Origin of the sequence: Rhodococcus erythropolis NBRC 15567, assembly GCF_001552595.1 — a bacterium.
Classification (GTDB): domain Bacteria; phylum Actinomycetota; class Actinomycetes; order Mycobacteriales; family Mycobacteriaceae; genus Rhodococcus_F; species Rhodococcus_F erythropolis.
Genome location: NZ_BCRM01000001.1, coordinates 80,104 through 105,314, shown reverse-complemented (window position 1 = coordinate 105,314; position 25,211 = coordinate 80,104). Strand labels below are relative to the sequence as shown.

21 protein-coding genes are annotated in these 25,211 nt (G+C 62.2%); 16 read left to right on the top strand and 5 right to left on the bottom strand.

Annotation, left to right across the window (positions count from 1 at the left end):
• Positions 1 to 5: 5 nt before the first annotated feature.
• From RE4_RS00480 to RE4_RS00465, 4 genes are all read left to right on the top strand, one after another.
• Positions 6 to 521 carry a toxin-antitoxin system HicB family antitoxin gene (locus RE4_RS00480; RefSeq protein ID WP_029256566.1) on the top strand — a complete coding sequence of 172 codons (516 nt, stop codon included), beginning with the start codon at positions 6 to 8 and terminating at the stop codon, positions 519 to 521.
• Positions 522 to 586: 65 nt separating this feature from the next.
• Complete coding sequence (locus RE4_RS00475) at positions 587 to 1,462, top strand: DUF4097 family beta strand repeat-containing protein (RefSeq protein WP_021333362.1); 876 nt, start codon at positions 587 to 589, stop codon at positions 1,460 to 1,462.
• 14 nt (positions 1,463 to 1,476) lie between these two features.
• A complete protein-coding gene (locus tag RE4_RS00470; protein ID WP_020971200.1) occupies positions 1,477 to 2,418 on the top strand; it encodes a daunorubicin resistance protein DrrA family ABC transporter ATP-binding protein in 942 nt (313 codons plus the stop codon).
• Entirely contained in the window at positions 2,415 to 3,206 is a 792-nt protein-coding gene (locus RE4_RS00465; RefSeq protein ID WP_019745861.1) for an ABC transporter permease, read from the top strand. The genes RE4_RS00470 and RE4_RS00465 overlap by 4 nt, the downstream gene beginning before the upstream one ends.
• On the opposite strand, the gene RE4_RS00460 is transcribed toward RE4_RS00465, so the two are convergent.
• A complete protein-coding gene (locus RE4_RS00460; protein WP_060937789.1) occupies positions 3,161 to 3,955 on the bottom strand; it encodes a 2-phosphosulfolactate phosphatase in 795 nt (264 codons plus the stop codon). The genes RE4_RS00465 and RE4_RS00460 overlap by 46 nt on opposite strands.
• 12 nt (positions 3,956 to 3,967) lie before the next feature.
• Positions 3,968 to 4,795, bottom strand: coding sequence for a transglutaminase-like domain-containing protein (locus RE4_RS00455; RefSeq protein WP_042953237.1), 828 nt, complete (start codon positions 4,793 to 4,795; stop codon positions 3,968 to 3,970).
• Between the two features lie 88 nt (positions 4,796 to 4,883).
• Between RE4_RS00455 and RE4_RS00450 the strand changes: the two genes are divergently transcribed.
• Complete coding sequence (locus RE4_RS00450) at positions 4,884 to 5,897, top strand: ABC transporter substrate-binding protein (protein WP_225989364.1); 1,014 nt, start codon at positions 4,884 to 4,886, stop codon at positions 5,895 to 5,897.
• On the opposite strand, the gene RE4_RS00445 is transcribed toward RE4_RS00450, so the two are convergent.
• The gene (locus RE4_RS00445) at positions 5,872 to 7,164 is read right to left on the bottom strand and encodes an MFS transporter (protein ID WP_019745865.1); all 1,293 of its coding nucleotides are present in this window, start codon (positions 7,162 to 7,164) and stop codon (positions 5,872 to 5,874) included. The two genes, RE4_RS00450 and RE4_RS00445, sit on opposite strands and share 26 nt — an antisense overlap.
• Before the next feature lie 132 nt (positions 7,165 to 7,296).
• Here RE4_RS00445 and RE4_RS00440 point away from each other — a divergent pair, with 132 nt between their 5' ends.
• Positions 7,297 to 8,418, top strand: coding sequence for an endonuclease/exonuclease/phosphatase family protein (locus RE4_RS00440; protein ID WP_060937787.1), 1,122 nt, complete (start codon positions 7,297 to 7,299; stop codon positions 8,416 to 8,418).
• Here the strand turns inward: RE4_RS00440 and RE4_RS00435 are convergent.
• Positions 8,389 to 9,468 carry an alpha/beta fold hydrolase gene (locus tag RE4_RS00435; RefSeq protein WP_020909566.1) on the bottom strand — a complete coding sequence of 360 codons (1,080 nt, stop codon included), beginning with the start codon at positions 9,466 to 9,468 and terminating at the stop codon, positions 8,389 to 8,391. The two genes, RE4_RS00440 and RE4_RS00435, sit on opposite strands and share 30 nt — an antisense overlap.
• Positions 9,469 to 9,574: 106 nt before the next feature.
• On the opposite strand from RE4_RS00435, the gene RE4_RS00430 reads away from it, so the two are divergent.
• A complete protein-coding gene (locus RE4_RS00430) occupies positions 9,575 to 10,177 on the top strand; it encodes a TetR/AcrR family transcriptional regulator (RefSeq protein ID WP_060937786.1) in 603 nt (200 codons plus the stop codon).
• Here RE4_RS00430 and pip read toward each other — a convergent pair.
• The gene (pip, locus tag RE4_RS00425; protein ID WP_060937785.1) at positions 10,165 to 11,124 is read right to left on the bottom strand and encodes a prolyl aminopeptidase; all 960 of its coding nucleotides are present in this window, start codon (positions 11,122 to 11,124) and stop codon (positions 10,165 to 10,167) included. The genes RE4_RS00430 and pip overlap by 13 nt on opposite strands.
• Positions 11,125 to 11,224: 100 nt before the next feature.
• Here pip and RE4_RS00420 point away from each other — a divergent pair, with 100 nt between their 5' ends.
• From RE4_RS00420 to RE4_RS00380, 9 genes are all read left to right on the top strand, one after another.
• Entirely contained in the window at positions 11,225 to 11,683 is a 459-nt protein-coding gene (locus tag RE4_RS00420) for a hypothetical protein (protein WP_019745870.1), read from the top strand.
• A 4-nt stretch (positions 11,684 to 11,687) separates the two neighbouring features.
• Positions 11,688 to 12,284, top strand: a complete 597-nt coding sequence (locus tag RE4_RS00415) for a hypothetical protein (protein WP_020909569.1) — start codon at positions 11,688 to 11,690, stop codon at positions 12,282 to 12,284.
• A gap of 84 nt (positions 12,285 to 12,368) precedes the next feature.
• Positions 12,369 to 12,989: a TetR/AcrR family transcriptional regulator gene (locus RE4_RS00410; protein ID WP_019745872.1), complete on the top strand. Its 621-nt coding sequence runs from the start codon at positions 12,369 to 12,371 to the stop codon at positions 12,987 to 12,989.
• A gap of 9 nt (positions 12,990 to 12,998) precedes the next feature.
• Complete coding sequence (locus RE4_RS00405; protein WP_019745873.1) at positions 12,999 to 13,859, top strand: 3-hydroxyacyl-CoA dehydrogenase; 861 nt, start codon at positions 12,999 to 13,001, stop codon at positions 13,857 to 13,859.
• A gap of 152 nt (positions 13,860 to 14,011) precedes the next feature.
• Positions 14,012 to 15,055: a ParB/Srx family N-terminal domain-containing protein gene (locus tag RE4_RS00400; RefSeq protein ID WP_021345944.1), complete on the top strand. Its 1,044-nt coding sequence runs from the start codon at positions 14,012 to 14,014 to the stop codon at positions 15,053 to 15,055.
• A 182-nt stretch (positions 15,056 to 15,237) separates the two neighbouring features.
• Complete coding sequence (locus RE4_RS00395) at positions 15,238 to 20,706, top strand: glutamate synthase-related protein (RefSeq protein ID WP_060937784.1); 5,469 nt, start codon at positions 15,238 to 15,240, stop codon at positions 20,704 to 20,706.
• Between the two features lie 31 nt (positions 20,707 to 20,737).
• The gene (locus tag RE4_RS00390) at positions 20,738 to 22,510 is read left to right on the top strand and encodes a sulfite reductase subunit alpha (protein ID WP_060937783.1); all 1,773 of its coding nucleotides are present in this window, start codon (positions 20,738 to 20,740) and stop codon (positions 22,508 to 22,510) included.
• Positions 22,500 to 23,450, top strand: coding sequence for a ChuX/HutX family heme-like substrate-binding protein (locus tag RE4_RS00385; RefSeq protein WP_238076637.1), 951 nt, complete (start codon positions 22,500 to 22,502; stop codon positions 23,448 to 23,450). The genes RE4_RS00390 and RE4_RS00385 overlap by 11 nt, the downstream gene beginning before the upstream one ends.
• 132 nt (positions 23,451 to 23,582) lie before the next feature.
• Positions 23,583 to 25,211: an ATP-binding cassette domain-containing protein gene (locus RE4_RS00380; RefSeq protein WP_060937782.1), complete on the top strand. Its 1,629-nt coding sequence runs from the start codon at positions 23,583 to 23,585 to the stop codon at positions 25,209 to 25,211.

Sequence of the window (25,211 nt, the reverse complement as noted above, 5' to 3'; positions counted from 1 at the left end):
GTGCCATGGACTTGACACCGTACGTAGACAACCTTCGCCACGAACTCGCGGTGGCGGCCGAAGCAGGCGGAGAAGACGCAAAGGCCCTCGCCGATCGTTTGACCGCACCGCTGGAATCAGCAGTGCGACTCACCCTTCTCGACGCATTGTCTGCGGCAGCCGCCGAGATCACGCGTGACCTCGCCCCGGGCTCGGTGGACCTGCGCCTACGGGGACGCGAACCCGAATTCGTGGTGGCACCAGCCATCAGCGAACCGGCTCCGGCCCCCGCCGAAGAGGAACCGACTCCGGCTCCGCGCCCCGTCACGGAGTCCGACGACGCCTCGATGACTCGAATCAACCTGAGGCTGGGGCAAGACCTCAAAGACCGGATCGAGGCGGCGGCCAAGGAAGCCGGGATCTCCGTGAACGCGTGGCTGGTTCGCTCGGCTGCAACTGCGCTGGAAGGCGGCATGAGCAGAAGCACTCCGAGACAGCGCACGTCCCAAGGCTCCGAAAGCTTCAGCGGCTGGGTGCACTGACACCGGCTTCACCTCTCGCTCGACCCTCTATCACCAACCGAGACAACCTCATCGGGAGTATCACCATGCCTACATTCAGCACACCTGACCCCATCACCTTGAACTTCGACGTGGCAGTCGGACACATCCGGATCGCTGCGAGCAGCCGCAACGACACTGTCGTGGAAGTGTTGCCCAGCAACTCGTCTCGCGAGGTAGACGTTCGAGTCGCCGAACAAACGCGCGTCGAATTCGCAGGTGGCCGGCTACAGATCAAGACTCCGAAACAACGTGGCCTCGGCATTTTCGGGAAGACAGGATCTGTCGACATTGCCGTTCAGCTTCCTTCCGGCTCGGAACTCGAAGGCACTGCAGCAGTTGCCAGCCTTCGCGCCGAAGGCACTCTCGGACGCTCACGCGTGAAGGTCTCGGCCGGAGATTGCACACTGGACACCACCGGACCGCTCAACGTCAGCACCGGCGCCGGAGCGATCATCGTCGAGCATGTGGCCGGTGACATCGACACGAGCACCGGGTCCGGAAGCATCCGCATCGGCCGCGTCGACGGCAACGCGGAGGTCAAGAATTCCAACGGCGACATCAACATCGGCACGATCACCGGCGCGCTGAAGGCGAAGACCGCCAACGGAAGCGTCGCCGTCGAACACGCCGAATCCGACGCGAGCGCCGCAACCGCCAACGGCGACATCCGTTTCGAGAGCATCGAGAGTGGAGTCGTATCCGCCAAGACGGCCGCCGGGCGAATCCATATCGGCGTTCGATCCGGAACCGCCGCACGATTCGACGCTCATACGTCCTTCGGCCGCGTCGACAACCAGATGAATGCCACGCACGGTCCGGCTTCCACCGAACGCCGGGTAGACGTCCGGGCACAAACCAGCTACGGCGACATCGTCATTCGACGTTCGGAGCCCCGAGAAGAATCCAACAAGAAGATCTAGCGAAAGGAACGCTGATGTCCCGTAAACCAGCCATCACCGCGACGGGTCTGAAGAAGGCCTACGACGACAAGACGGTACTGGACGGAATCGACATCTCCGTCGACCGCGGAACCGTCTTTGCACTCCTCGGCCCCAACGGCGCCGGCAAGACCACCATCGTGGAAATCCTCTCGACCCTCGTTCCCGCAGACGGCGGCGACATCCGCATCGCCGGGTACAACCCTTCCGACGATCCTGACGCGGTGCGTTCGCGCATCGGTGTCACCGGACAATTCTCGGCGGTAGACGACTACCTGTCCGGCGAGGAAAACCTTCTCCTCATGGCCGATCTTCACCACCTCGGCAAGGACGAACGCCGCACTCGCACTGACGAACTCCTGGAGATGTTCGATCTGCAGGGCTCCGCGGACAAACTCGCGTCGACGTACTCGGGCGGAATGCGCCGACGGCTCGACCTGGCAATGACGTTGATCGGACGACCGGAGATCATCTTCCTGGACGAGCCCACCACCGGCCTCGATCCCCGGAGTCGACGCACCATGTGGCAGATCATCCGGGAGTTGGTCAAGGGCGGTGTCACCATCTTCCTCACGACGCAGTACCTCGAGGAAGCCGATCAACTGGCCGACCACATCGCCGTCCTCGATCAGGGACGGATAGTCGCCCAAGGTACGGCAGCGGAACTCAAACGACGCATCCCCGGCGGCCACATTCGTCTTCACTTCATCGATCGAGACCAACTCGACTCTGCTGCTGCTGTTTTCGACGAGTCTACCCGTGACGATGCCGCGTATGTTCTGCAGGTTCCCAGCGACGGCGGTGTCCGCTCGCTGCGCTCTCTTCTCGACCAACTCGACGCTCACTCGATCGACGTCAAGGAACTCTCCGTGCACACACCGGACCTGGACGACGTGTTCCTGACTCTGACCGCCACCGAAAGGACCGACGCGCGATGACCACCATGACGCTTGCCTATCAGGACTCGAAAACCATGCTGCGTCGCAGCATTCGACACATCCTTCGATATCCGTCGATGACGGTGATGCTTGTCGGGATGCCAGTCGTCTTCCTGCTGCTGTTCGTCTACGTGCTCGGCGGAACGCTCGGGAACGGCCTCGGCCCAGGCGGTGGCGGCCGAGCCGAGTATGTCAATTACGTTGCACCGGCGATTATTCTGATGACTGTGGCATCAGCGGCACAAGGTACTGCCATCTCCGTCGCAACCGATATGACCGCGGGGATCATTGCACGATTCCGCACGATGGCGATCACGCGCACGTCCGTCCTGACCGGTCACGTTCTCGGCAGTCTCCTTCAGACGATCGTGAGCCTCGTTGTAGTCATCGCCGTGGCGATAGCCGTCGGCTTCCGGCCTACTGCAGGCTTCGTGGAGTGGGTCGCCGCGTTTGCTCTCCTCATCCTGGTCTCCATCGCGATGATCTGGTTGTCCGTTGCCTTCGGCCTCGTCAGCAAGAGCGTCGAGACCGCCAGTAATCTTCCAATGGTGTTGATCCTCTTGCCTTTCCTGGGAAGCGGATTTGTCCCCACCGACTCGATGCCGACCGTGTTGCGATGGTTTGCCGAGTATCAGCCGTTCACTCCGATCATCGAGACTCTTCGAGGACTTCTTCTCGGCGAAGCGATCGGGAACAACGCGATACTCGCGATCGGATGGTGCGTCGCAATCACCTTCCTCTCCTACCTCTGGGCGCGGAGTTTGTTCAATCGACGCCCGGTGCGCTGACCTCGAAACACACGATCTTCGAGAACAGGTACGGTGTCGCTGTCGTCGAGTTCCGAGGCGATGGCGACGTCGTGTGGAAACCCCATGACGATCAACTCGCGTCCTGAGGCACAGTCCCGCAGGCGGTCCTCGTACGAATCCGACACCGCTGTCCAGGCATCCGCCGCCATCTGCGCCTCGGGTGACAGGGAACCTTCCCAACCAGCCGCGGTCAACGCCGTGACAACCCCGCCGGCGCCCCACAGATCCTCCACTGCCGGACGCAACTCTCCACCGGGCCACTTCTCCCCGGATGCGACTATCGCAACCCGCGATCCCGGACCATGTTCGTGCACAATCCAATCAGCGACGGCGGAAGCGTTCCTCAATGAAGCGCCGACACACACCGCAACCTGGGACGCCAACGCAAACGCGATGGTCGACCCGTTCGGCGACGGCAGTACCAGCCGACTCGGCACCTCGGCCTCGCGAATCGTCCTGGGAGACAGACTGATCTGTCCCTCCCTGGCCACACTTCGTCGTACTGCAAGAACCGCATCGGCATCACGCGCGTAACCGACCGCCCTCTCGTCGTTCCAGGAAAAGGGAAGTACGTCGATTCCCGCGTCGGCGGCGACGCTCAGCGTCGTCGTGAACGAGAGGACATCTACCACCACTGCCACATCGACGCCGACAGCAATTGCTTCGGCGCCGCGCAGGCCCCAGTCGAATCGAAGTCCGTACTCGAGTTGGCGATGCTCCGGATTCATCGCACCAGCATCTCAGAAACGAATCAGGTTGTCCGGCACGCACAAATCCTCGTGCTCGTACAGCCCTCGCACGGCAACTGGATCGTCGCCGGCGCACACCTCGGCGATATCGTCGAGCAGTAGGTCGTAGTCGGCGCCGGTCTTTCCGTCGTAGGCGTCAGTCATACGACCCCACTCGTCCCACGGCAGGGTTTCGACCTTGTTCATCGCGGCAAGATCCTTCACTGCGTTGCCTCGGATCTCGGCAGGCCCCCAGTTCTGGGTGCCGTACACCCCGAACTGGGACCCGTCGATCTCGCCGCGTCGATACGCCAGCCACGCCTCACCACCACTGAGGAATTCTCCCGGCTGCAGGTTATGGGCGTGAGGAAGGACGTTCTGTCCGAGGATCTCCGAGTCGATGCGGATCCACCGCTTGCCGGCGTCGTCCCAGTACTCGGTGATCCAGTGGTCCACGCCCTGTCCCGGTTGAAAGTAGGTGGCAAAACCACAGCGGACGCGAGCGGCAATTCCGCGGTGGCGCAGAAACGCACAACTCAAAACAGCAAAGTGCCGACAGGTTCCGACGAGCCGCTTGTCGGGTTCTCGGGCGGAGGTCACCGGTGCCGGATCGAGCGCAAGCAAGCGTTGGAGCAGAACGCTTGCCGGCCGGATCTGGTTTTCGTCGAATCGGTCGGCAGGCAGATTCAGCGACCGTGCATCGGTGGGTTGGACCACCAGGTACGGCACTACCCGGCATATTTGCACGGGGTCGGTGGGGAGTGACTCGAGGGCGAGCGGGTCCACTCCGTCGATGCGGGTGAACGGTCCTGCTGATGTGTAGTCGAGAACCGCCGTCATGGGCGGAGACTAACAAACACTGCCGACACTGCCGCTCCACTATGGTTAGGGTCCCATAACCATGAAACCCGAGGTTGCTGTGAACCCAATGTTGAGCCGCCGTGCCATGCTGTCCGTCACCTTCGCAACAGCAGCAGGTTTTGCCCTTGCTGCCTGCGGCGACAGCGCGAAGGACGAATCCACTCCCGGCACCGAAGGTGCTCACGCCGAGGCCAACGCCTTCCCGGTGACGATCGACCACAAGTTCGGCTCCACCACCATCGGGCAGGCACCCAGCCGCATCGCAGCGGTCGGCATCGGCGACGCAGACGTACTACTTTCCCTCGGGCTGACGCCCGTCCTGGTCCCGGTGTGGAAGGGATCGACCGACGACGGAATCGGAGTCTGGGCCGACTCGGCAGTCCAGGGCGCCGAGCCGACACCACTGGCCAACGCCACCACCGATTTCGACATCGAAACGATCGTGGCAGCAGCGCCTGACCTGATCATCGCCGTCAACAACGCGATCGACGAGGATCTGTACAAGCAGCTCAGCGCCATCGCGCCGACTGTGCTTCACGCCGCCGATCAGACGGATTGGGTTCTGCCCTGGCAGGAAGTCACGACCCGCATCGGTACGGCTGTAGGCGTTCCCGCGCAGGCAAAGCAGGAGGTCCAGGAAGTCGAAGACCTCATTGTTCGCACCCGCGCGGAGAACCCCCAGTTCGAAGGCAAGACAGCAGCTCTCGTCATTCGCTGGAGCGACGGAAATCTGCGGGCGTTCAGCCCTGAGGCAGCGCGCGCTCAGTTGCTCACGCAATTGGGATTCACGGCTCCTGCCGCATTGAAGGATCGGTTCGCGGGCAAGCTGAACTACGAGATCTCCGCCGAGAACTACGACCTCCTCGAGTGCGACTACCTGCTCTTCGACAACTACGAAAAGGCTCGCCCCGAGATGGAGACGCAGCCGGCGTTCACCAATTTGAACGTGGTCAAGACCGGCGGCCTGATCAGCTTGGACCCCATCGTCAGTGACGCGGTGTCCATGCCGAACCCGCTCACCATTCCGTTTGTGCTGGAAGATTTTGTAGCAAAGATCAATCAGACGATCGCGGGTCGATAACCTTCGTTCGACCGGACCACACCCACAACACCACAGCCGACACGGCCACGCAGACCGAAACGATCACCCATGGTGACGCCGGCGCTGCGTGGCCGTTGTCGACTAGGTCGTACACGAATCCGACTCCCACGGTTCCCAGGAGCGCGAGCAGACCGCCGATCGTGTTGAGCATGCCGAAGTGCGCTCCGAGGTTGCTTTCACGACCGAGGATGGCAATGGTGTCTCGCATCGGCGGCACCATCAACATCTGTCCCAGGTGCAGCAGCCCGATCCACACCGCCAGACCGACTATCTGCGTCGACGCCGAAGCTGCGGATTCGACGCCGGTGACCAGCGGAACCAGGAACGACACCGAAATGAGCACAAGCCCGAAGGTGATCGCGCGTCGATGCCCGATGCGGTGGGCAACCGCGACCGTCGGCCCCTGTCCGACGATCACCAACACCGCTGCGCCCACGTAGAACCATCCCAGCGCCGACTGCGAACCGATTCCGCGCTCGAGCTGTTCCGGAAGCATCAGGTACAGCTGGCTGTACGCAACCAGCTGAAAACTGCAGAGCGTCGCGAAGAGCAGAAAGTTGTTGTTGGTCAGGACGCTTCGCCAGACGTCGCGCAGCGTATAGGTCGACACCGGGCCGTCGTGGGCATCGCCCGGCCGCGGGAACCAGATGAAGAACCCGACCCACATGATCGCGAACAGCAACGCCGCGCTCGACGCCGTCCACGAGAACGGAAACATCAACAGAGCAGCACCCAACGCCGGACCGATCACGGTTCCCAGGCGGCTGCACATCTGTTCCACTGCAAACAGATCCGTACGACGCATGACTCCTGAGGTTTCGAGTTCGCGTCCGTATTCGGCGTTGGCCGACTCCACTGCGGGCGCGAACAGAGCCGCGGCGAACCCGACCAGAAGCACACCGACGATCACCGCCGCCATACTCTCGGCCAATCCGAGCATCAGGAAGCCGACCACGCGAACTGCGATGCCCAGCAGGATGATCGGACGCTTGCCGAACCTGTCGGCGAGGCTTCCACCGATGAAGAACATGCCCTGCTGACTGAACATCCGGAGTCCGAGGACCAGGCCGACAATCCAGGCCGCGAATCCGAGGTCCTCCGAAAGGTGCACCGCGAGAAAGGGGACAACCAGATAGAACCCGATGTTGAACAGCACCATCGAAAGAAGGAGCAACTTCACCACCGGCGGCAGGACACGAACCTTCGCGAAGGTCTTGTTACCGGGGAAACGCTCACTGAGTACCACGACCAGAAGACTATTGCCCGCGCGGCGTTCTGTGGAAATCTGCCATTTTGCAATTGGTTAACTGTCCGTTTAGGTAGCGATGGTAATCATCTTCCGGGGGTTCGAGCACACGACAACGAGAGCCGGGATCTGATGAATGGATTGACGCGCCGCCAGATGGTCAAGGCGATGGCGGTAGCCGCAGGGACAGTCACCGCAAGCGCATTTACCTTGGGTGCCAATACCTCCGTCGCGGGGGCGAACCCCGCGCAGGAGGTCAAAGTGCTCTCCCTCAATACCTGGCACGGCGGAACCAAGATCAACGGTGGCCTGCAGCTGATCGCCGACATGATCATCTCGACCCAGGCGTCGATAGTTCTCCTGTCGGAAGCCGGCACTGCGACAACTGTATTGGCCGACATGCTGACCAAATCAGGAACCACCTTCTACGGAGCAGCGTCCTCCGACGTGGGGATTCTCTCCAAGTTTCCGATCGAGGAAACAGCCGACCTGAACTCGATGATCAAGGCAGTCGTGACGGTCGACGGCAAACAAATCGCTGCTTACTCGGCACATCTGGCCTACACGTCCTACGCAACCTATCTACCGCGCGGATACGGCGCGGGTGTTCCCACGCCTGGAGAGTTCTCCGAGTTCGGCTGGAACAAGATGCCGTCCGGTCCGGTCACGGACCCCGAGACGGTTCAGCGTGTGAACGTCAATTCGGGACGACCCCTGGCAATTTCGACGTTCATCGACGATGCGGCCGCAGAACGGACGAAGGGCAGGTCCGTCATCCTAGGCGGCGATTTCAACGAACCGTCGGCCCTGGACTGGACCGACGGCACGCGAAATCTGTTCGACCACAACGGTGTCGTCATTCCGTGGGAATCCACTCGTCTGCTCGACCAAGCCGGATTTGTCGATGCATACCGCAGCAAGTACCCGAACCCGGCTACACACCCGGGCTTCACCTGGCCGTCCGACAATCCCGACGTCGACACCTCACAGCTCACCTGGGCACCCGAGGCAGACGAACGCGATCGGATCGACTACATCTTCGCCGACCGCGCTTCCGAACTGAAGTTGGGATCTGTAGGAATCATCGGACCCCGAAAGACGATCGTGCACAACAAAAGAGTGGAGGAGAACTCCCAGGACAACTTCATCGCTTCACCGACGCCGTGGCCGACCGATCACAAGGCCGTTCTTGCGACGTATCGTTTTGCCAGCTTCGGCGGCGGATCATCTACCGGTTCGTGGAGCGGTTCCTGACAGGGCATCTCGTAGCCAGTCGATCATCATCGGCGTCAACTCGGGCAGCTTGGTCACTGCACAGTGCCCCGCATCCGGGATGACGTGTACCTGCGTGTTCGGGCGCTCTTCGAAGAGTGTTGTGTCCGAGAGCGGGATGTGAACGTCGTCGGCCCCGTTGACCACAAGCATCGGGGTCCGGCCGTCGTCGGCGGTCATCAAGACACTGCGATCGAACGCACGGAGACCCTGTACCAGCGCCTCTTTGGTTGCCGGGGCATCGAAACCCAGTGCGTTTCCGACGATGTCGCCCATGCCGTAGACCAGGCGCTCGGCATTCGCGGTCTCGAACGCACCCTTGACCGGGGCGCCGATGTTGATCACCGCATCGACGGCGCCGATCAACCCCGAGCGCACGGCGAAGTTGCCGCCGAAGGAGACTCCCAGGTGCGCCACCTGCCCGTTGCCGAGAGCGCGAGCCGTCGATACGAGCCCGTCGATCACCTCGTCGCCGAAAGCATCGAGAGGGACGGGTGATTCACCAGTTCCCGGCTGATCGAAAGCAATAACCGTCACCCCGGCGTTCTTCGCGAACGCACTGGCCAACGGATGCATGTCCATCTTCCAGCCGTCGACGCCGCCGCTGAGCAACAGGACGGGTGCGTCTTCGTACCGTCCGTCCGCCGAGAGGATGTGCACCGGTAGCTCGATCTCGCCGTTTCGGTAGGGCAGGGAGAGGACTCGACGCTCGAACTCGAGCCCGAATCCTGGTGCTGACTTGACGTATTCGTCCACCTGATTGCGCAGAGCCCGTCGACGGGATTCGTTGGCCAGCACCGGGAACTTGGCGATTCCGTAGATCATCGCTGCCAGGGAATGATTGCCGGCCGCGGAGTACTTCGCCGCCAGCGCCGACCACTCGTACGACCAACCACCCGGCGCGTCGGCCCAGGTCGAGTTGATGGACGCGCGCAGTTCCTCGAGATCCGAGACGGGGAGCCCGAAGCTCAGAAACTGTCCTGTGCGCTCTTCGAAGAGGCCTCGGTGATCGACAGGAAATTCGTATGACATGGGAAAACACCCCTCAATTCATCTCTAACGCAACGATCAGTTGCATTAGCTCAGTGAACCACGTGTCTCCAGCTAACACAACACCTTGTTGCGATAAGGTTGACCCATGACCTCGACACCACAACGGCCCGGAGGGCGTAGCGCCAGGGTGCGCGAGGCCGTCCTGGCGGCCACCGCGGCCGAACTGTCCGAACGCGGATTTGCAGCGATCACCATCGAGGACATAGCCGCCCGTTCCGGAGTCCACAAGACCACGATCTACCGGCGATGGAGCACGCTGTCCCAACTGGTGGCCGACGCGGCCGTCGAGGTATCGGCAACCACCGTCCCCATCCCGGATACCGGTTCCATCGAATCCGACCTGCGCGAGATGGCCAGATCGATAGTCGCACTGGTGACAAGCGAGCCGGGCGGCGCGTTGGTGGCTGCACTGTTCTCGGACGCGGTTCGTACGCCAGAAGTGGCGAGACTCAAGCGCGAGTTCTATTCCGCACGTTACGAACTGGCCGACATCGTGGTCCGCCGAGCAGTCGAACGCGGGGAAATCTCCGAGAAGGTCTCAGCTGCTGATCTTCTGGCGGCCGTCGCCGCGCCCATCTACTATCGCCTGTTGGTCGCCGATCTACCTGTCGACCAGTCGGTTGCCGATCGCGCTGCTGCCGGCGCGCTCGCTGCGGCGCACGCCGGAGCACTCGATCAGACCGAATGAGCCAGTGAATTCAGCGCTTCCACGATTGCCTCGTTGAATCCACCCCCGCCATGCCCGGCGTCGTCGAGCACCACCAACTCACTGCCCGGCCAACGCTGGTGGATCGCCCAGGCAGTGTCGAGTGGTCCGGAAATGTCATACCGGCCGTGCACGAGAATCGCGGGAATCTCGGCGAGACGGTCCATTCCGTCCAGGATCTGATTCGGCGCGAGGAAGCAATCGTTGGCCCAGTAGTGCGTGACCAGCCTGGTCATCACCCGACGGAAGTCCGGATTCTGGTATCGAACACTCGGAGTCCACCCCGGCATCAGCGACACATGTACGTCTTCCCAGCGGCACCACTGCACCGCAGCATTTTCCCGCACAACAGGATCCGGATCGGCGAGCAGTCGCGCGTATGCCGCCGGGACGTTCCCGTCACGCTCTTCCACCGGCAGCGGCGCGACGAACTCTTCCCATTCACGCGGAAATATCCTGCCCATGGCACGGGTGATCCATTCGATTTCCACTCTCGTCCCGCCGGTGATCGCGCCCAAAGCCATCGCGATCACCCGCTCGGGAAACGCTTGGGCGTACACCAGACCCAAACTGACGCCCCAAGAAAGGCCGGAAACGATCCATCGTTCGATACCGAGATGTTCACGAAGACGCTCGATGTCGTCGAGGATGTGCGCCGTCGTGTTCACGGTGAGATCGACGTCCGGGCTACTCGCGAGAGGAAGGCTGCGCCCACAGCCTCGTTGATCGAACAGAACTGCGCGAAAGGTTTCGGGATCGAAAAAACGCCTGGCGCCGACAGTGCATCCCGCACCGGGACCGCCGTGGAGATAGAGAACCGGGACACCGGCCGGGTTACCGACGGTCTCCCAGTAGAGGCTCTGACCATCGGGCACTTCCAACAGTCCCGACTCGTACGGTTCGACGGGCGGGTACAGGACAGCGCTCATGGGCGGTAATTCTTCCATCAACCGACGTGTCCGGTAAGCAGCACGCGTCCGGGCTATGGCCTAGCGTGGACAGGACACCTCTGCGACGGGAGTACACCAGATGCGTGATGGGTTCAGGTTGCCGGGGTACGGCGGCGCCGCGGTATTCCTTCGCAGTCATGCGGTACCCGCCGCTGTCTTCGAATCCGACGTACCCACACTCGTTTTCGACGTAGGCCTGCTCAGCCCCGATCGGTTCAATCAGTATCTCAGCAGACACACCGACGAAGGATTTGTCGAACGGCTGGCGGCGTTCTTCTTTCACGCGGCCGCAGACTTTCATCCCGAGAAATCGCTTCCGGCGTTCACCGACGAACGACTCGGGCTGATGATCTCGGTCTGTTCCAGCACCGATCGAGAGGTGGAACTCGACTTCTCACTCGCCGAGGATCCCGAATCGGAGGACACCGAACGCGACGAGATGACCTTCGAGACAAGCCGAGTCGTCCTCGCGACCTCGGCTCAAACGGTTTCTCGACTCACCGGTGGAGTAACCACCCACTTCGACGGAGAGTGGTGACGACATGGGTTTCCTCTTCGAGGTTCTCGATTTTCCCGACGGCAGTCGGATGACCGACCTGTGGAACAACACGTGGGCCGAGCCGGCAACCGGAGAGGAGATCGCGTCCGGCCACTTCATTCACCTCGGAGACGATCAGCACGTCGACGTGGAGACAGATTTTCTCAGTAGCCACCTCCCCTTCAACGTGGCAGGCTTCGGCGGAGTCTTTCCCGACGGCAAACCCTGGATGTTCGTCATGCAGAAGGCACCGGCCGACCTCGCGACCAGGCTGCGCGGTGAGGACGATCCACACTCGCTTCTGCGCGGATCACTCGACCGCGCCATGTCTTTCAATCCCGATGCACTGGTGGCCGAGGAATTGTCCTGGAGGCATGACGATCTGGTGAAGGTGTACGAGGAAGAGGGGATCCCAGCAGCATCCATCGCCGGCTGGTCGGCCGCGGACCTCCTGCGCGGCCTCTTGGCGCAGTGTTGCAATGCCGAACTTGCCGCCGTCGTCGCCGGATACCCCGAATGTGCCTACCCCGAATCGGCGCATGCGTGCGAAGCAGACGTGTTCTCCGACGTGTTCGCCGGTTGGGTCAGCGGACTGCGGTGATGTGACGGAGGAGACCCCACCCTCTCCATATTTCGGAGTAGACTCATTTATGAGCGTGATCCGAAATGAGACGAGGTGAGCGGGATGACGAAATCGGACCAAGAGTTGGGTCGTCGTGAACGCAACAAACTCGAGAAGCAGACACGCATCTTCGACGCCGCGGCCGAACTGTTCGCGGAAAAGGGCTACAGCGCAGTCACAACTCAAGAAATTGCCGATCGCGCCGATGTAGCCGGTGGCACCCTCTTTCGTTACGCCGCAAGCAAAGCCGAGCTACTGCTCATGGTGTACAACGCGGAGTACCGCAAGCAGATCGAACTGGGAGAAGAGCGTGAGGCCAAATCGACGGGCACAGAAGATCGTGTGCTCGAGCTGGTTTCACCCCTGCTGATCGCGAGTCGCCGAAACGACGAGAACACCGGTATCTACCAACGCGAAGTGTTGTTCGGCGAGCCCAGCGAATGTTTCCGGGCCGAAGGCCTGGAACTCTCGCAGCGCCTGCAAACGCGGATTGCGCAAATCTTGCTCGAGGGGAACCCCAACCACACCACCCGAACCATCACCGCAGCGCGAACGATTTCCAACGTGCTGCACTTCGAAATAGCCCGCGCGGCATTGGACCGGATCACGGCTGACGAACTCACGAACATCGTTGCCGCACAAGTTCGATTGACGCTTGCCGGACTACCCACCGAAAAGGATTGAGGATCGAAAATGACTGAACTGAAGCAGATCACCGTTCTGGGTACCGGAGTTCTCGGCTCGCAGATCGCCTATCAGACCGCCTATCACGGATTCGACGTCGTCGCGTACGACATCAACGCCGAGGTCATCGAGAAGGCGCAGGCTCGGTTCGACTCGTTGGCCGCGGCCTACAAGGCCGAAAACGTCGACGGGGCCAAGGAAGGCAAGGCCGACGAAGCGCTACAACGTATTACGTACTCGTACGACCTCGCCGAAGCCGTGACCAAGGCCGATCTTGTCATCGAGGCAATTCCCGAGGACATCGCCATCAAGCGCGACACCTACGAGAAGCTCGCCGCAGTAGCTCCTGAGCACACGGTGTTCGCAACCAACTCCTCGACGCTTCTGCCGAGCGACCTCAAGGAGTTCACCGGCCGCCCCGAGAAGTTCCTCGCACTGCACTTCGCAAATCACGTGTGGGTCAACAACACTGCCGAGGTCATGGGCACCGAGTCCACCGACCCCGCCGTGTACCGCGAGGTCGTCGAATTCGCGAAGAACATCGGCATGGTGCCGATCGAACTCAAGAAGGAGAAGGCGGGTTACGTACTCAACTCGCTCCTGGTCCCGCTCCTCAATGCAGCATCCGACCTGCTGATCGACGGCATCGCCGATCCCGACATGGTCGACAAGACGTGGCGTATCGGCACCGGAGCCCCGTTCGGCCCCTTCCAGATCATGGATGTCGTCGGGTTGACCACCGTCTACAACATCTCCTCCCAGGGCGGCGAGAAGCAGCGCGCGTTCGCCGACTACATCAAGAAGAACTACATCGACGAAGGCAAGCTCGGCGTCGCTGTCGGCGAGGGCTTCTACAACTACAAAGGCTGATCAACCAACCGGCTCACCGCGCGGTGGCTACGACGTGAATTCACGTGGTAGCCACCGCGCGGACGTCTGTTGTCAGTAAGTCCGAAACCACCCTGAGCGATTGTGACGCAAGCTTCTTCACGTGCGAACCCATCCTCAGGAGAGATCCCCACATGCGTCGTTCCGCCATCTCGGCACTCACAACACTGGTACTGCTCGGCGCCGGAACACTGGTCAGCACACCCGCTGTCGCCGCTCCCCTCGCGTGTGGCGGAATCTCCACCGGTTCGTTCTCAGGCTCCGCCGGCGGCTCGGAGTACCTGTGCGCCAAAGAAGGTGACCTTCTGGACGTGCGCATCGGCGACGTTCATGCGACGCAGCCTTCCCTCGGCTACGACGAGGTGTACTACAAGCTCGGGCGATACACGCTCGGAAAAGACACGATCAACAAGAAGTTCGACGACTGGTGCGAGGCGAACGGCCAGATCCAGGCTGCGACCGCTACTCCCGCCTCGACGCTGAAGGACCCGTCGTCCTTCACCTGCCAGCTTCCAGTGGGTCAGGAAACCGCCGAGAGCATCGCGCCCATGAAGACCGTGGTCGTCGGACCCCGCGGCGATCTCTACCTGACCGACGGTCACCACACCCTCACGTCCTTCATCGAGACGGCCGACGGAGGCCCCGACCTGCACGTGCGACTGCGGGTTCTCGGCAACCTCAGCGGCCTGAGTGAAGGCGCCTTCTGGACCGAGATGGAAAAGAACAAGTGGGTCTGGTCGCGTGACGTGGACGGAAACCAGGTACCGGTCCAGTCCCTGCCGAAGAGCGTCGGCCTGGCCAACTTCGCCGACGACAAGTACCGCAGCCTGATGTACTTCTCCCGCGACATCGGATTCGCCGCCGGCACGATTCCGTTCCAGGAGTTCTACTGGGGTGCGTGGGTCCGCGACGCCGCGCCCGTCGACCTCACCAACTGGAATCGCGACGACCTCTCCAGCTACCTGGCCACCGTGAAGTCGGTGACCAAAGCACAGACCGCGTTGGCGGGTGATGCCGTCGTCGACAGCGGGTTCACGGCCGCCGATCTCGGAGTCCTGCCGGCCTGGAACGACGGCAAAGCGGAGTCAAAGGGCGAGTTCGCAAAGCTGTCGAAGCCGTACACAGACGACAAGCCGGGCAAGATCGCCTACGCACTTGCCTACAAAGCAACCCTCTGACCTGCTCAGATCCAAGTCACACCCAGCAAACTTGACTAAGGTAAGCCTCTACTCAGTAGTCTGATCCCATTCGGGTGCCGCTTCATCGAAGCAGCGACGCCCTGCCCTGACGGAAACCATGCCGTCGTATCTGCCCGGTCGATCAATCTCCGGGCAACCAGGACAGGGAGAAGGTTGCTGCAGTGAGCACGTCCATCGTCGGTTTGTACGACCCCGCAGATGACAAGAGCAGTTGCGGGGTCGGGTTCATCACGCGCAAGGACGGCGTGCAGACCCACGATGTCCTGATCAAGGGCAGCGAAGCGCTCTGCTCGGTTCCGCACCGCGGCGGTATGTCCTCCGAGGGCGTCGGCGACGGCGGCGGCGTCTCGGTGGACCTCTCCCTCCGGTTCTTCCGCAAGGTAACCGGGCGCCCCGACCTTCGCGCCGGACGCTTCTGCGTCGGCAACTTCTTCCTTCCGGACGACGACGCCCAGCATGCACGCGCTGCCGCCCTGGTCGAACGTGAACTTCTCGATCGCGGTTTCACCACTCTCGCAGTGCGCGACGTCGCGGTCGACAACTCGGCGATTCGGCCGGCCGCGATCGCGCATCAACTTCCGGTCAGGCAGTGGATTTTCGAGGTCCCCACTCCGCGTCCCGAGCCTGCGGTAGTCGATCGCCTCGTACACGAGGCCCTGCTCGCCATCGAGGCAATCGCGTACAACACGCCTGCACTACGCGGTTTGTACCCACTGTCCCTCAGCGCGAGGACTCAGGTTCTCAAGGGCCGCTTGAACTCCGACGAAGTGATCCCGTACTTCCGCGACCTGGTCGACCCCGATCACGCTGTCCACACGATGTACTTCCACACGCGATTCTCGACCAACACGGACCCGCATCCCACGATGGCGCAGCCGTTCCGGTTCATGGCTCACAACGGAGAACTGAACACGGACAAGAAGAATCGGCTCTCCGAAGCTGCGGTGGCGAGCGCAAAACGACGTGCGATCGTCCGTCCGCCCGGTCAGTCCGACAGCTGCCGGCTCGATCAGACTCTGGAAGCACGCGTCATCGAGGACAGCGTCGATTTGGTGACAGCTGTGGTCTCGATGATGCCCCCTGCCTGGGAAAACGACACCACCCTCTCCCCCGCAGTGCGTGCGATGTTCGAGTACTTCTCGCTGTACGAGGAGAAGAACGACGGACCGGCAGCGCTGGTGTTCGGCGACGGCACCATCATCGGCGCCCGCCTGGACCGCCTCGGCCTGCGTCCACTTCGCACGATCGAGACACACGAATACGTGTGCGCATTCTCCGAAGCCGGACAGATCGCGTTCGCACCCGAGACGGTGATTCACCGTGGACGCGTCGAGGCCGGCGGAATGCTGTACTTCGATCATCGAGATCGCCATACCTATACCGCCCGCGAAGCCCTGGAAAAGATTGCCGCACAGCGCGACTACCAGTCTCTGCTGGAGCAGTCACGAATCCTGATCGAAGACATTCCCGCCGTACCTGCGGAGAAGGTCAGCTCACCGACGCGCTACAACGGAACGTTCGAGGTTCATCAGCGCTACATGGCGTACTCCCTGGATCAGGAGAGCTTCAAATTCTTGATGGATCCGATGCTCACGCACGGAGCCGAGAAGGTATCGGCCATGGGTTACGGCAACGCCATCAACGCGTTTTCCGATCGTGAAGGCGGTGTGGCACGCTACTTCTCGCAGCGATTCGCCCAGGTCACCAACCCTCCGCTGGACAGCATCCGGGAAGCGGACGGCATGACCCTCCGGGTCGCGTTGGGCGCGAAGATGACCGCCGGACAGGGCAAGCAGATCGTCATCTCGTCGCCGATCCTCGGGCATCTGGACATGCTCAAGATCCGCGAACAGAAGCACACCCCGCATCGCCGATTCGAAATGCTCTACCCCGCCGCGGGTGACGCGCAGGCGATGGTTGACGCGATGACCGCGCTCGGCGACGCCGTTGTCGCCTTCGCGGCCGAACAGGGCGGAATCGCAGTCCTGACCGACCGGCACGTATCTCATGAACGCGCAACACTTCCCGCGATCATGGTCGTCGGAGCACTGAACCAACGCCTCATCGACGCAGGCCTGCGATTGCGTGTCTCTCTCATCGTGGAGAGTGGCCAGATCGAGTCCTCGCACCACGTTGCCGCTGCGCTCGGATTCGGTGCTTCCGCTGTCTACCCCTTGTCCGTTCAGTTGCGAGCCGAGGAGAAGTTCGCTGCCGACCCGGATGCCGCCTTCCGACGCTTCGCGAAGGCTGCCGAGAAGTCCCTCATGAAGACGATGGGACGCGTCGGCCTGTGCACCGTCGAGAGCTACATCGGCGGAGAATTCTTCGAACCCAACTTCCTCGATACGTCCGACCCTGTTCTGCGCCAGTGGTTCCCCAACCTGAAGTCACCGGTGGGCGGCGTCGGTTTCGACACCGTCGCGGTGACCTCGAAGCACTGGCACGAGCGTGCAAGTGAAGTCGAGGGTGAAAAGGACCTGCCACTGCTCGGCCTGTTCAAGGAACGCGCAGACGGCGCAGGGCATTCGTTCGGGACCACTGCAGTCCGCAAGTACGTCGAACTCACCGAAGAGAAGATCGCGTTCGACAGTCCCTCAGGAACCGAACAATTCGATGCTCTACGCCTGCTTCCGCTCGGGCGGCTCGACGACGCATTCCGCCTCGACGCCGGGGCCTACCGGGCAACGAGCTTCGACCGGTTGACCACCGAACAGATCGACGACTTCGACATCACTGCCGGGTACCGTGATTTTTCGACTGTGATGGCCGCGGAACGATCGCGTCGGCCCGCAGCGTTGCGCGACGTCATCTCTGTTCCCGGCGACGTCACGTTTGCGGTCACGACAGACGAGTTCGCCGAGCAGATCAGCCGATTCTCGGTGCACGGCAACACAACGATCGTGATGCGCGGAGTCCGGTGTGAATCCGCCGCAGACGACCGGTACACGCTTAGCCTGGACGGTCCACTGGCCGGTGACAGCGCGCGAGCAAAAGCACTCGGCGACGCTCTCTGCGCCACCTTTGCCGCCGATATCACCATTGAAGCCATCACACCGGATCTTGCGCTGAGGGCAACCGGCATCGGGGCAGAGTTCCTGTCCAAGCTGAGGGTCGCACCGGCAGGTGTGCCTCTCTCCGAGGTACAGAGCGCCAGCGACATCACCCCGAAGTTGGCGTCGGGTGCCATGAGTCATGGCGCACTGAACGCTCCGGCGCACGAAGCCGTCGCTCACGGCACGAACATGGTCGGCGCGATGTCCAACAGCGGCGAAGGCGGCGAACACCTTTCGCGCTACAACACGATTCGTGCGTCGCGCATCAAGCAGTTTGCATCCGGTCGCTTCGGAATCTGGGCGGGATACCTCGCCGACCCGATGCTCGAAGAGATCGAGATCAAACTCGGCCAGGGCGCAAAACCCGGTGAGGGCGGGCAGCTTCCGGCCGCCAAGGTCACCGTCGACATTGCTGCTGCCCGCGGCGGAACGCCCGGCGTCGAACTGGTATCGCCGCCGCCGCACCACGACACCTACTCCATCGAGGACCTCGCTCAGCTCATCCACGACTGCAAGGCAGCGCGCATCCGGGTGATCGTGAAGTTGGTGTCCTCGGAAGGAATCGGCACCATCGCCGTCGGTGTCGCCAAGGCCGGCGCCGACGTCATCAACGTCGCCGGAAACACCGGTGGCACCGGCGCCGCTTCGGTGACCAGCCTCAAGTACGCGGGTCGTGCGGCCGAGGTCGGTATCGCGGAGGTCCATCAAGCTTTGTGTGCCAACGGGCTTCGCCAGAAAGTCGTTCTGCGATGCTCGGGCGCGCATCAGACCGGCAGCGACATCATCACTTCCGCGCTACTGGGCGCAGACAGCTTCGAGTTCGGTACGTCTGCGCTGATGATGATGGGCTGCGTCATGGCCAAGAACTGCAACATCAAGTGTCCGGCCGGTCTGACCACCAACCCGGAACTGTTCGACGGCGATCCCCGCGCCATGGCGCAGTACCTTCTCAACATCGCTCACGAAACTCGTGAACTGCTCGCGAATCTGGGAATGCGATCCCTTCAGGAAGCGCGGGGTCGAACTGATCTCCTGCATCTGCTCGATCACCCGTCCATCGTCGGCAATCTGAAACTGGACGCGATGTTCGAGTCCGCCCCGGACATCACCGTCGACAATCCCGTGTACCTCGAGCGTGAGTACGCGCTCGACGAGAAGATCATGGACGAGGTTCGCACGGTGCTCTTCAACCGTGGCGAGGCCTCGGTCGCCGTGTCCGGACCTGAATTCGCCGAAGGTGCACTACACCTGGGTAACCGGAACAAGAGCGTCGGTGGGCAGTTGGCGATCGACCTCGAACGCGAACTCAACTACGGAGCGGCCGGCCTTCTCGCTCCGGGGGTACTGACTGACGAGCGTGGGCGACGATATCTGGCTCCGGGCAGCGTGCGCGTCCTGACGACCGGATCTGCTGGCCTCTCGTTCGGCGGATTCTGCAACGACGGCATGCACCTGGAACACACCGGGACATGTAACGACGGTGTCGGAAAGAGCATGAGCGGCGGCGTGATTGCCGTGCGCAGCCCAGGCGGCGGCTCCAGTGACGCCGGCGGAAACGTGTTGATCGGCAACTTCGCGCTCTTCGGCGCCACCGGCGGAGGAGTGTTCGTCGAAGGTGAAGCAGGCGATCGCTTTGCCGTTCGCAACTCCGGCGCCAGTGCTGTCGTCGAAGGTGTCGGCGACTTCGCCGGCGAGTACATGACCAACGGTGCTGTCGTGAATCTCGGCGAGTTCGGCAAGGGTGTCGGCAACGGCATGAGCGGCGGGTTCTTCTACCAGTACGACCCTCGCGGCGAACTGGCACTGCGAGCAAGTACCGATTCCGTACTGCTGGGTTCGATCACCGCTGCGACCGATCCTCTAGCCGCCGTCCACAACCACGCGGTACAACTCCTGCTCGAACTGCATGTGGAAGCAACGGGATCCGCACTCGGAACCCGACTGCTCGAGAACTGGGAAGTCGAACAGCACTCGTTCGTCTACGCCATGCCCAAGGCATTGATGCTTTACCAGGACAGCGATGCAATCCTGGCTGCGAAGTCGCACAAAGAGCTTCTCGAAGAATTGGCGTCCGCCATCGCAGCACGTCAGGTCCGCACGTTCAAACTCGCAGTGCGCGATGGGCGCCCCGCGCTGAACGGAGCAGTCCCCGCCTATGGCGAGACCGATACCGCGACGATGTATGCGCTGCTCAGTGCGTACACCGTGCTTCACTTCGCACAACAACTCGCCGCCGCCCGCACGCCGGGTGCGTCCGGACCCGACGATCCAGCAGTGCAGAAGGCGGCCCGAAACCTGGTGCTGACCGAGGACTTCGCCCTCGTCCAGCACTTGGTCAAGTACTCGAAAGAGATTCTCGCCGGCTACGACGACGAACAGTTGGCTGCGTTGATTGCAGCCAAGCGCGTCGACGACTACAAGCAGGCGCTGAGCCTGCGCAACGTGTTGGCCATGGACAGCCCGGCGACGTACGGCTGGATTCTGTTTCAAGACAACAAGAATCGGGACAAGCTCGGATCACTGCCGAACTTCGACGAACTGTTCGCTTCGCGCACGATCCCCGACCTGGTGTCCTGACCTCCTCCCCCGAACGTAGGTGAGCTTCAAAATGGAAATCCCGTACATCCCCGAATACGCACCGTTCAACGGCGACCAACGCGCGTGGCTTTCCGGATTCCTGGCCGGTCTACACTCACGAACTGTCATGCCCGGTCAAACCGGTGCTGCAACAGCGACAGTGGAGAGAACTGCCGGCGCGGCAGTGCACATCCTCTACGGAAGCCAGACCGGCAACGCGGAGTCCGTGGCCGAAGACGCGGCCGCAGCTGCTCGTGCCCACGGTCTCGAACCACTTGTCGCGGGTCTGGACACCGTGGATATCAATGCACTTTCCGCCATGCGCCGGGTGCTCGTCATCACCTCCACCTACGGCGAGGGCGAGATGCCTGACAACGCGCAGCTGTTCTGGGATGCAGTCGAATCCGAGAGTGCGCCCCGGCTGGAGGGTCTCTACTTCGGAGTACTCGGACTCGGTGACACCAGCTACGACGGGTACTGCCAGTCGGGAAAGAACATCGACGCCCGCTTCGAAGCGCTCGGCGGGACCCGGGTTGTCGACCGCACCGATTGCGACGTCGACTACGAGGATGCTGCTGCCGAGTGGATCGTTCGGGCCGTCGCTGCGGTGGCCGGTGTCGACGGTGATGCGGGAGCCGCTGCCGCGCCGGTTACGTCCGCTCCGACGAAGACCAAGTCCCAGTGGACTCGCAAGAACCCTTATCCTGCAACCGTCCTCGCCAACCGACTGTTGTCCGGCGAGGACTCCGCCAAGGAAGTCCGCCACTTCACCTTTGCGCTCGGCGAGGACGGTCTGGACTACGAGGCCGGAGATGGATTGGGCATCCGCCCGATCAACGACCCCGCTCTGGTCGAGGCGATCATCCTTCAGCTCGGTGCGAGCAGTGACTACGTCGTCACCGCGAAAGACGGCTCGTCCGCACCGTTGGACCAGGTGTTGACCAGCGACTACGAGATCTCGATTCCCTCGCGCGATTTGATCGAAGACATCGCCCGACGCAGCGGCGACGCCGAACTGCAGCACATTCTCGACACGGAAGATCGGGAAGCGCTCGATGCGTGGCTGTGGGGCAAGGACGTTCTCGATCTCCTGCAGTTGGACAACAGCATTCGATTGAATCCCGAAGATCTGCTTGCACTTCTGCGCCCGCTGCAACATCGGGTCTATTCGATCTCCTCCAGCCCGCTGGCCCACGACGGCACCGTGCATCTGACGGTAGCGAGTGTGCGCTACCGCTCGGGCGAGCGGGACCGCGGCGGCGTCTGCTCGACGTACCTGGCGGACCGCGTCGGCGAGGGAGATCGGGTCGGAGTTTTTGTCTCCAAGAACAATTCGTTCCGCCTACCTGCCGATGACACTGCTCCCGTCGTGATGATCGGACCCGGCACCGGTATCGCACCCTTCCGCGCTTTCCTGCACGAGCGTCGCGCACGCAACGCGTCGGGGCAGAATTGGCTTTTCTTCGGCGATCAGCATCAGTCGAGTGACTTCATCTACGAGGACGAGTTGAACGGTCTGACCCGTGACGGTGTCCTGACGCGTCTCGATCTGGCATTCTCGCGTGATCAGTCCGAGAAGGTCTACGTCCAGACTCGTATGCGCGAGCATGGCCGAGACTTGTTCGACTGGCTCGAAAACGGTGCGCACGTGTACGTCTGCGGCGACGCGACCCGGATGGCAAAGGACGTCGACGACGCGTTGCACGAGGTGGTCGCCGAGCACGGTGGGTTGGATGCGGACGCCGCCGAGGATTACGTCAACAACCTCAAACGATCGAAGCGGTATCTACGGGATGTCTACTGAGATGTGCCCGCACCGTGGCGAATGCCGTTGCGCGGCTTTGGCGCGCATGTCGGACCTGGACGCACTGCTTGCGCGTCCAGGGTTCCGCGGCGGACTGATCGACACCACACCTGAGGTAGTCGGCAAAATGTTGCCGCTCTTGGACGACGCCGTAGCGATCACCGTTGCAGGTCCGGTGGCTGTCAACGACTCGGGCAAGTACGCCGTTCCAACAGTTCCCGGCGATCCGCTGGTCTGCACGCCGGGACTTTTCTCCCTACGTTTGAAGCCTTCCGCCCTCGGTTCGGTGGTGACCACTGACGCAGAACAGCACCTGCCCCCGACGCTTCGGATGTTCGATACCCACGGATCGAGTTCACACACTACGTATTTGACCCCGACCTCGGATCGTCTCGCCTTCGAAGCGATGCGAACTGCACCGAGCACTGTGAGGGAAACAAGCCCTCCCGCCCAGACATCGAATACTCCCGCCTTTTGGGCCGAGGCCGATCAGCTGACACAGCTCGACTTCATCCTCGCGGACAGCGGCAGCGAACGTCGTAGCGGCTTGGTCGCTCTGGGTGCCCTCGGCTACCGGAGAATCGATCCTCACCTCATGGCTGCCGGGATGGAGCACCTGTCCTACCATCAACTACCCGTCACGACAGTCGTCGCCGGCAACGGCTGCCTGCAGATTCACCGCGGTCACCTCGACGCCGCAGCCCTGTTCGGCGGGACATTGACTCTAGCCTCGGACACCTGCCGAACGATGATCGATCTGAACGGCGTCTCGGAGTGTTGGCTGACCCGCACCCACGGAGTGCACGGTTTGACGACGTCTGTCGAGGTGTACGACTTCCGCCGCAAGTGCGTAGCCGTGTTCACTCAGACTGGCCCAACCGAATCCGCGGTCATGAGCGTATGGGAAGACGTCATGAGCAGCATTTCTGCAGCATCCTGAAAATCGCAGTGCGTTCCATTCAGGTGTAAGAAATCGGCGCATCGCGATAACCAGACAGGACGACCGAAGCCTAGCCTTGGGTTTCGGTCATTTGTCGTGTCTGCACCCGGACGCTGATTCAAGGAGTTATCCATGCCCCGCCCTCTCGTCGAACCGTCGCTGGTCCCGGCTTTGCGCCCGGCGCTGCCTGCATTGGCCGCCGGGGTGGTCGCGGCGGCAGCGTCGGGGGTCGCGATGCTCGGTGCGCTCTGGAGCGTCGTGCAACTCATCGGTGAACCGTCGATGACTTGGGCCGGGTGGGCATGTGGGCTGTGGCTCACCGGGGTAACGCTCGCGGCCACGTCGTCGTGGCTCTCGCATCACGCCGAGTCGCTCTTCGAGGCCAGGCTTCGACGCCAGCTCGCAGCTCATCTCGTTCGACTGCCCGCAAGCACGCTGTCCCGCTACAGCGGAGACGCACTGAGGAGGCTCGTTTCGGCCGACATCTCGGCGCTGCACCATATGACTGCGCATCTACCGGCCGAGTTCGCCACACTGATCGTGGTCCCGGCGGTCACGATCGCGGTGCTGGTTGCCTCAGCCGGCCCCGTGGCGCTTCTCGCTCTGGCTCCGGGCATCGTGGCAGCACTGTTCTACTTGTTCGTGATCCCCAGAATGGCCGCTCGGCACAGCGCCGAAAGTGCGGATGTCATGGGCGACATAGTGACCGCCGTGGACGACTATGCCCGCGGTATCCACGTCTGCCGGATCTACGGCGCGCAGACCGGCGCTGCCGCCGACTATGCAGAATCGACAGCACGGTTCACCCGGGGAATGCAGGAGCGCGTTCGACTCGTGGCTACCCCTGCGGCCGTCGCGGTTGCACTCATGCAGGCGACGGCGACGTTCGCGATCGCCTACACCGTCGGATATCGCTGGGATGCAACGACGTTGGCCGCCACTATTCTCTTCAGCCTCGCAATCGTGACACCGGCCCTGCGGCTCGGGCACGGCCTCGACTACGTTGCGGCTGGACGCGCTGCTGCAGTCCGGCTCGCCGCTGCCCTGGACGAACCCACCCTTCCTGCCGGTGAAGCACTCACCGTTCCGGCGTCGAGTCCCTCCGACTGCCTGGAGATCGTTGACCTGACCGTCATGATCGCGGACCGCAGAGTCGTCGACGGCGTCACGCATACATTCCGCCCAGCCGCGATCACTGCGATCACGGGACCGAGTGGAGCGGGCAAGTCGACGCTCCTGAAAGCACTGGCCGGCTTCGAGATCCCGGAACTAGGTACCGTCCGCTACGCGGGCCAGAGCGTCGTCACGATCGACGAGAACCTGCGGCCACACTCCATTCTGCTCACACCCCAGGGCGCAGACGTGTTGCCGGCCACGGTGCGCGAGAACATCGCACTGGCCGCCCCCGATGCAACGGACGCAGAATACACCGCCGCACTACGCCGGGCACAGATCGACATCAGCCTCGACACCGACGCCACTTCACTCTCCGGCGGAGAACGTCAGCGAGTCGGGCTCGCTCGGGTATTCCTCTCGCCCGCAGCAGTACTGCTGCTCGACGAGCCGACCAGTGCGCTCGACGATCGGACAGCAGCCGAACTGCTGAAGGAACTGCGCCACTTCGCGCACGCTGAAGGGAAGACGATCGTGATCGTCACCCACGACCCTGCTCTTGCAGACGACGCCGACGATCGACTCGACCTCGACAGTCCCAACTCGCACAACGCCGCCTCGCGTAATGCCGCCCTGACTGGAGCCTAA

Coding starts and splice junctions, on each gene's coding strand:
- RE4_RS00440 (WP_060937787.1), top strand. CDS start 7,297: ATGAATGGATTGACGCGCCGCCAGATGGTCAAGGCGATGGCGGTAGCC.
- RE4_RS00435 (WP_020909566.1), bottom strand. CDS start 9,468: ATGTCATACGAATTTCCTGTCGATCACCGAGGCCTCTTCGAAGAGCGC.
- RE4_RS00390 (WP_060937783.1), top strand. CDS start 20,738: ATGGAAATCCCGTACATCCCCGAATACGCACCGTTCAACGGCGACCAA.
- RE4_RS00400 (WP_021345944.1), top strand. CDS start 14,012: ATGCGTCGTTCCGCCATCTCGGCACTCACAACACTGGTACTGCTCGGC.
- RE4_RS00455 (WP_042953237.1), bottom strand. CDS start 4,795: ATGACGGCGGTTCTCGACTACACATCAGCAGGACCGTTCACCCGCATC.
- RE4_RS00415 (WP_020909569.1), top strand. CDS start 11,688: ATGGGTTTCCTCTTCGAGGTTCTCGATTTTCCCGACGGCAGTCGGATG.
- RE4_RS00480 (WP_029256566.1), top strand. CDS start 6: ATGGACTTGACACCGTACGTAGACAACCTTCGCCACGAACTCGCGGTG.
- RE4_RS00410 (WP_019745872.1), top strand. CDS start 12,369: ATGACGAAATCGGACCAAGAGTTGGGTCGTCGTGAACGCAACAAACTC.
- RE4_RS00450 (WP_225989364.1), top strand. CDS start 4,884: ATGTTGAGCCGCCGTGCCATGCTGTCCGTCACCTTCGCAACAGCAGCA.
- RE4_RS00460 (WP_060937789.1), bottom strand. CDS start 3,955: ATGAATCCGGAGCATCGCCAACTCGAGTACGGACTTCGATTCGACTGG.
- RE4_RS00405 (WP_019745873.1), top strand. CDS start 12,999: ATGACTGAACTGAAGCAGATCACCGTTCTGGGTACCGGAGTTCTCGGC.
- RE4_RS00465 (WP_019745861.1), top strand. CDS start 2,415: ATGACCACCATGACGCTTGCCTATCAGGACTCGAAAACCATGCTGCGT.
- RE4_RS00470 (WP_020971200.1), top strand. CDS start 1,477: ATGTCCCGTAAACCAGCCATCACCGCGACGGGTCTGAAGAAGGCCTAC.
- RE4_RS00430 (WP_060937786.1), top strand. CDS start 9,575: ATGACCTCGACACCACAACGGCCCGGAGGGCGTAGCGCCAGGGTGCGC.
- RE4_RS00380 (WP_060937782.1), top strand. CDS start 23,583: ATGCCCCGCCCTCTCGTCGAACCGTCGCTGGTCCCGGCTTTGCGCCCG.
- RE4_RS00385 (WP_238076637.1), top strand. CDS start 22,500: ATGTCTACTGAGATGTGCCCGCACCGTGGCGAATGCCGTTGCGCGGCT.
- RE4_RS00420 (WP_019745870.1), top strand. CDS start 11,225: ATGCGTGATGGGTTCAGGTTGCCGGGGTACGGCGGCGCCGCGGTATTC.
- RE4_RS00475 (WP_021333362.1), top strand. CDS start 587: ATGCCTACATTCAGCACACCTGACCCCATCACCTTGAACTTCGACGTG.
- pip (WP_060937785.1), bottom strand. CDS start 11,124: ATGAGCGCTGTCCTGTACCCGCCCGTCGAACCGTACGAGTCGGGACTG.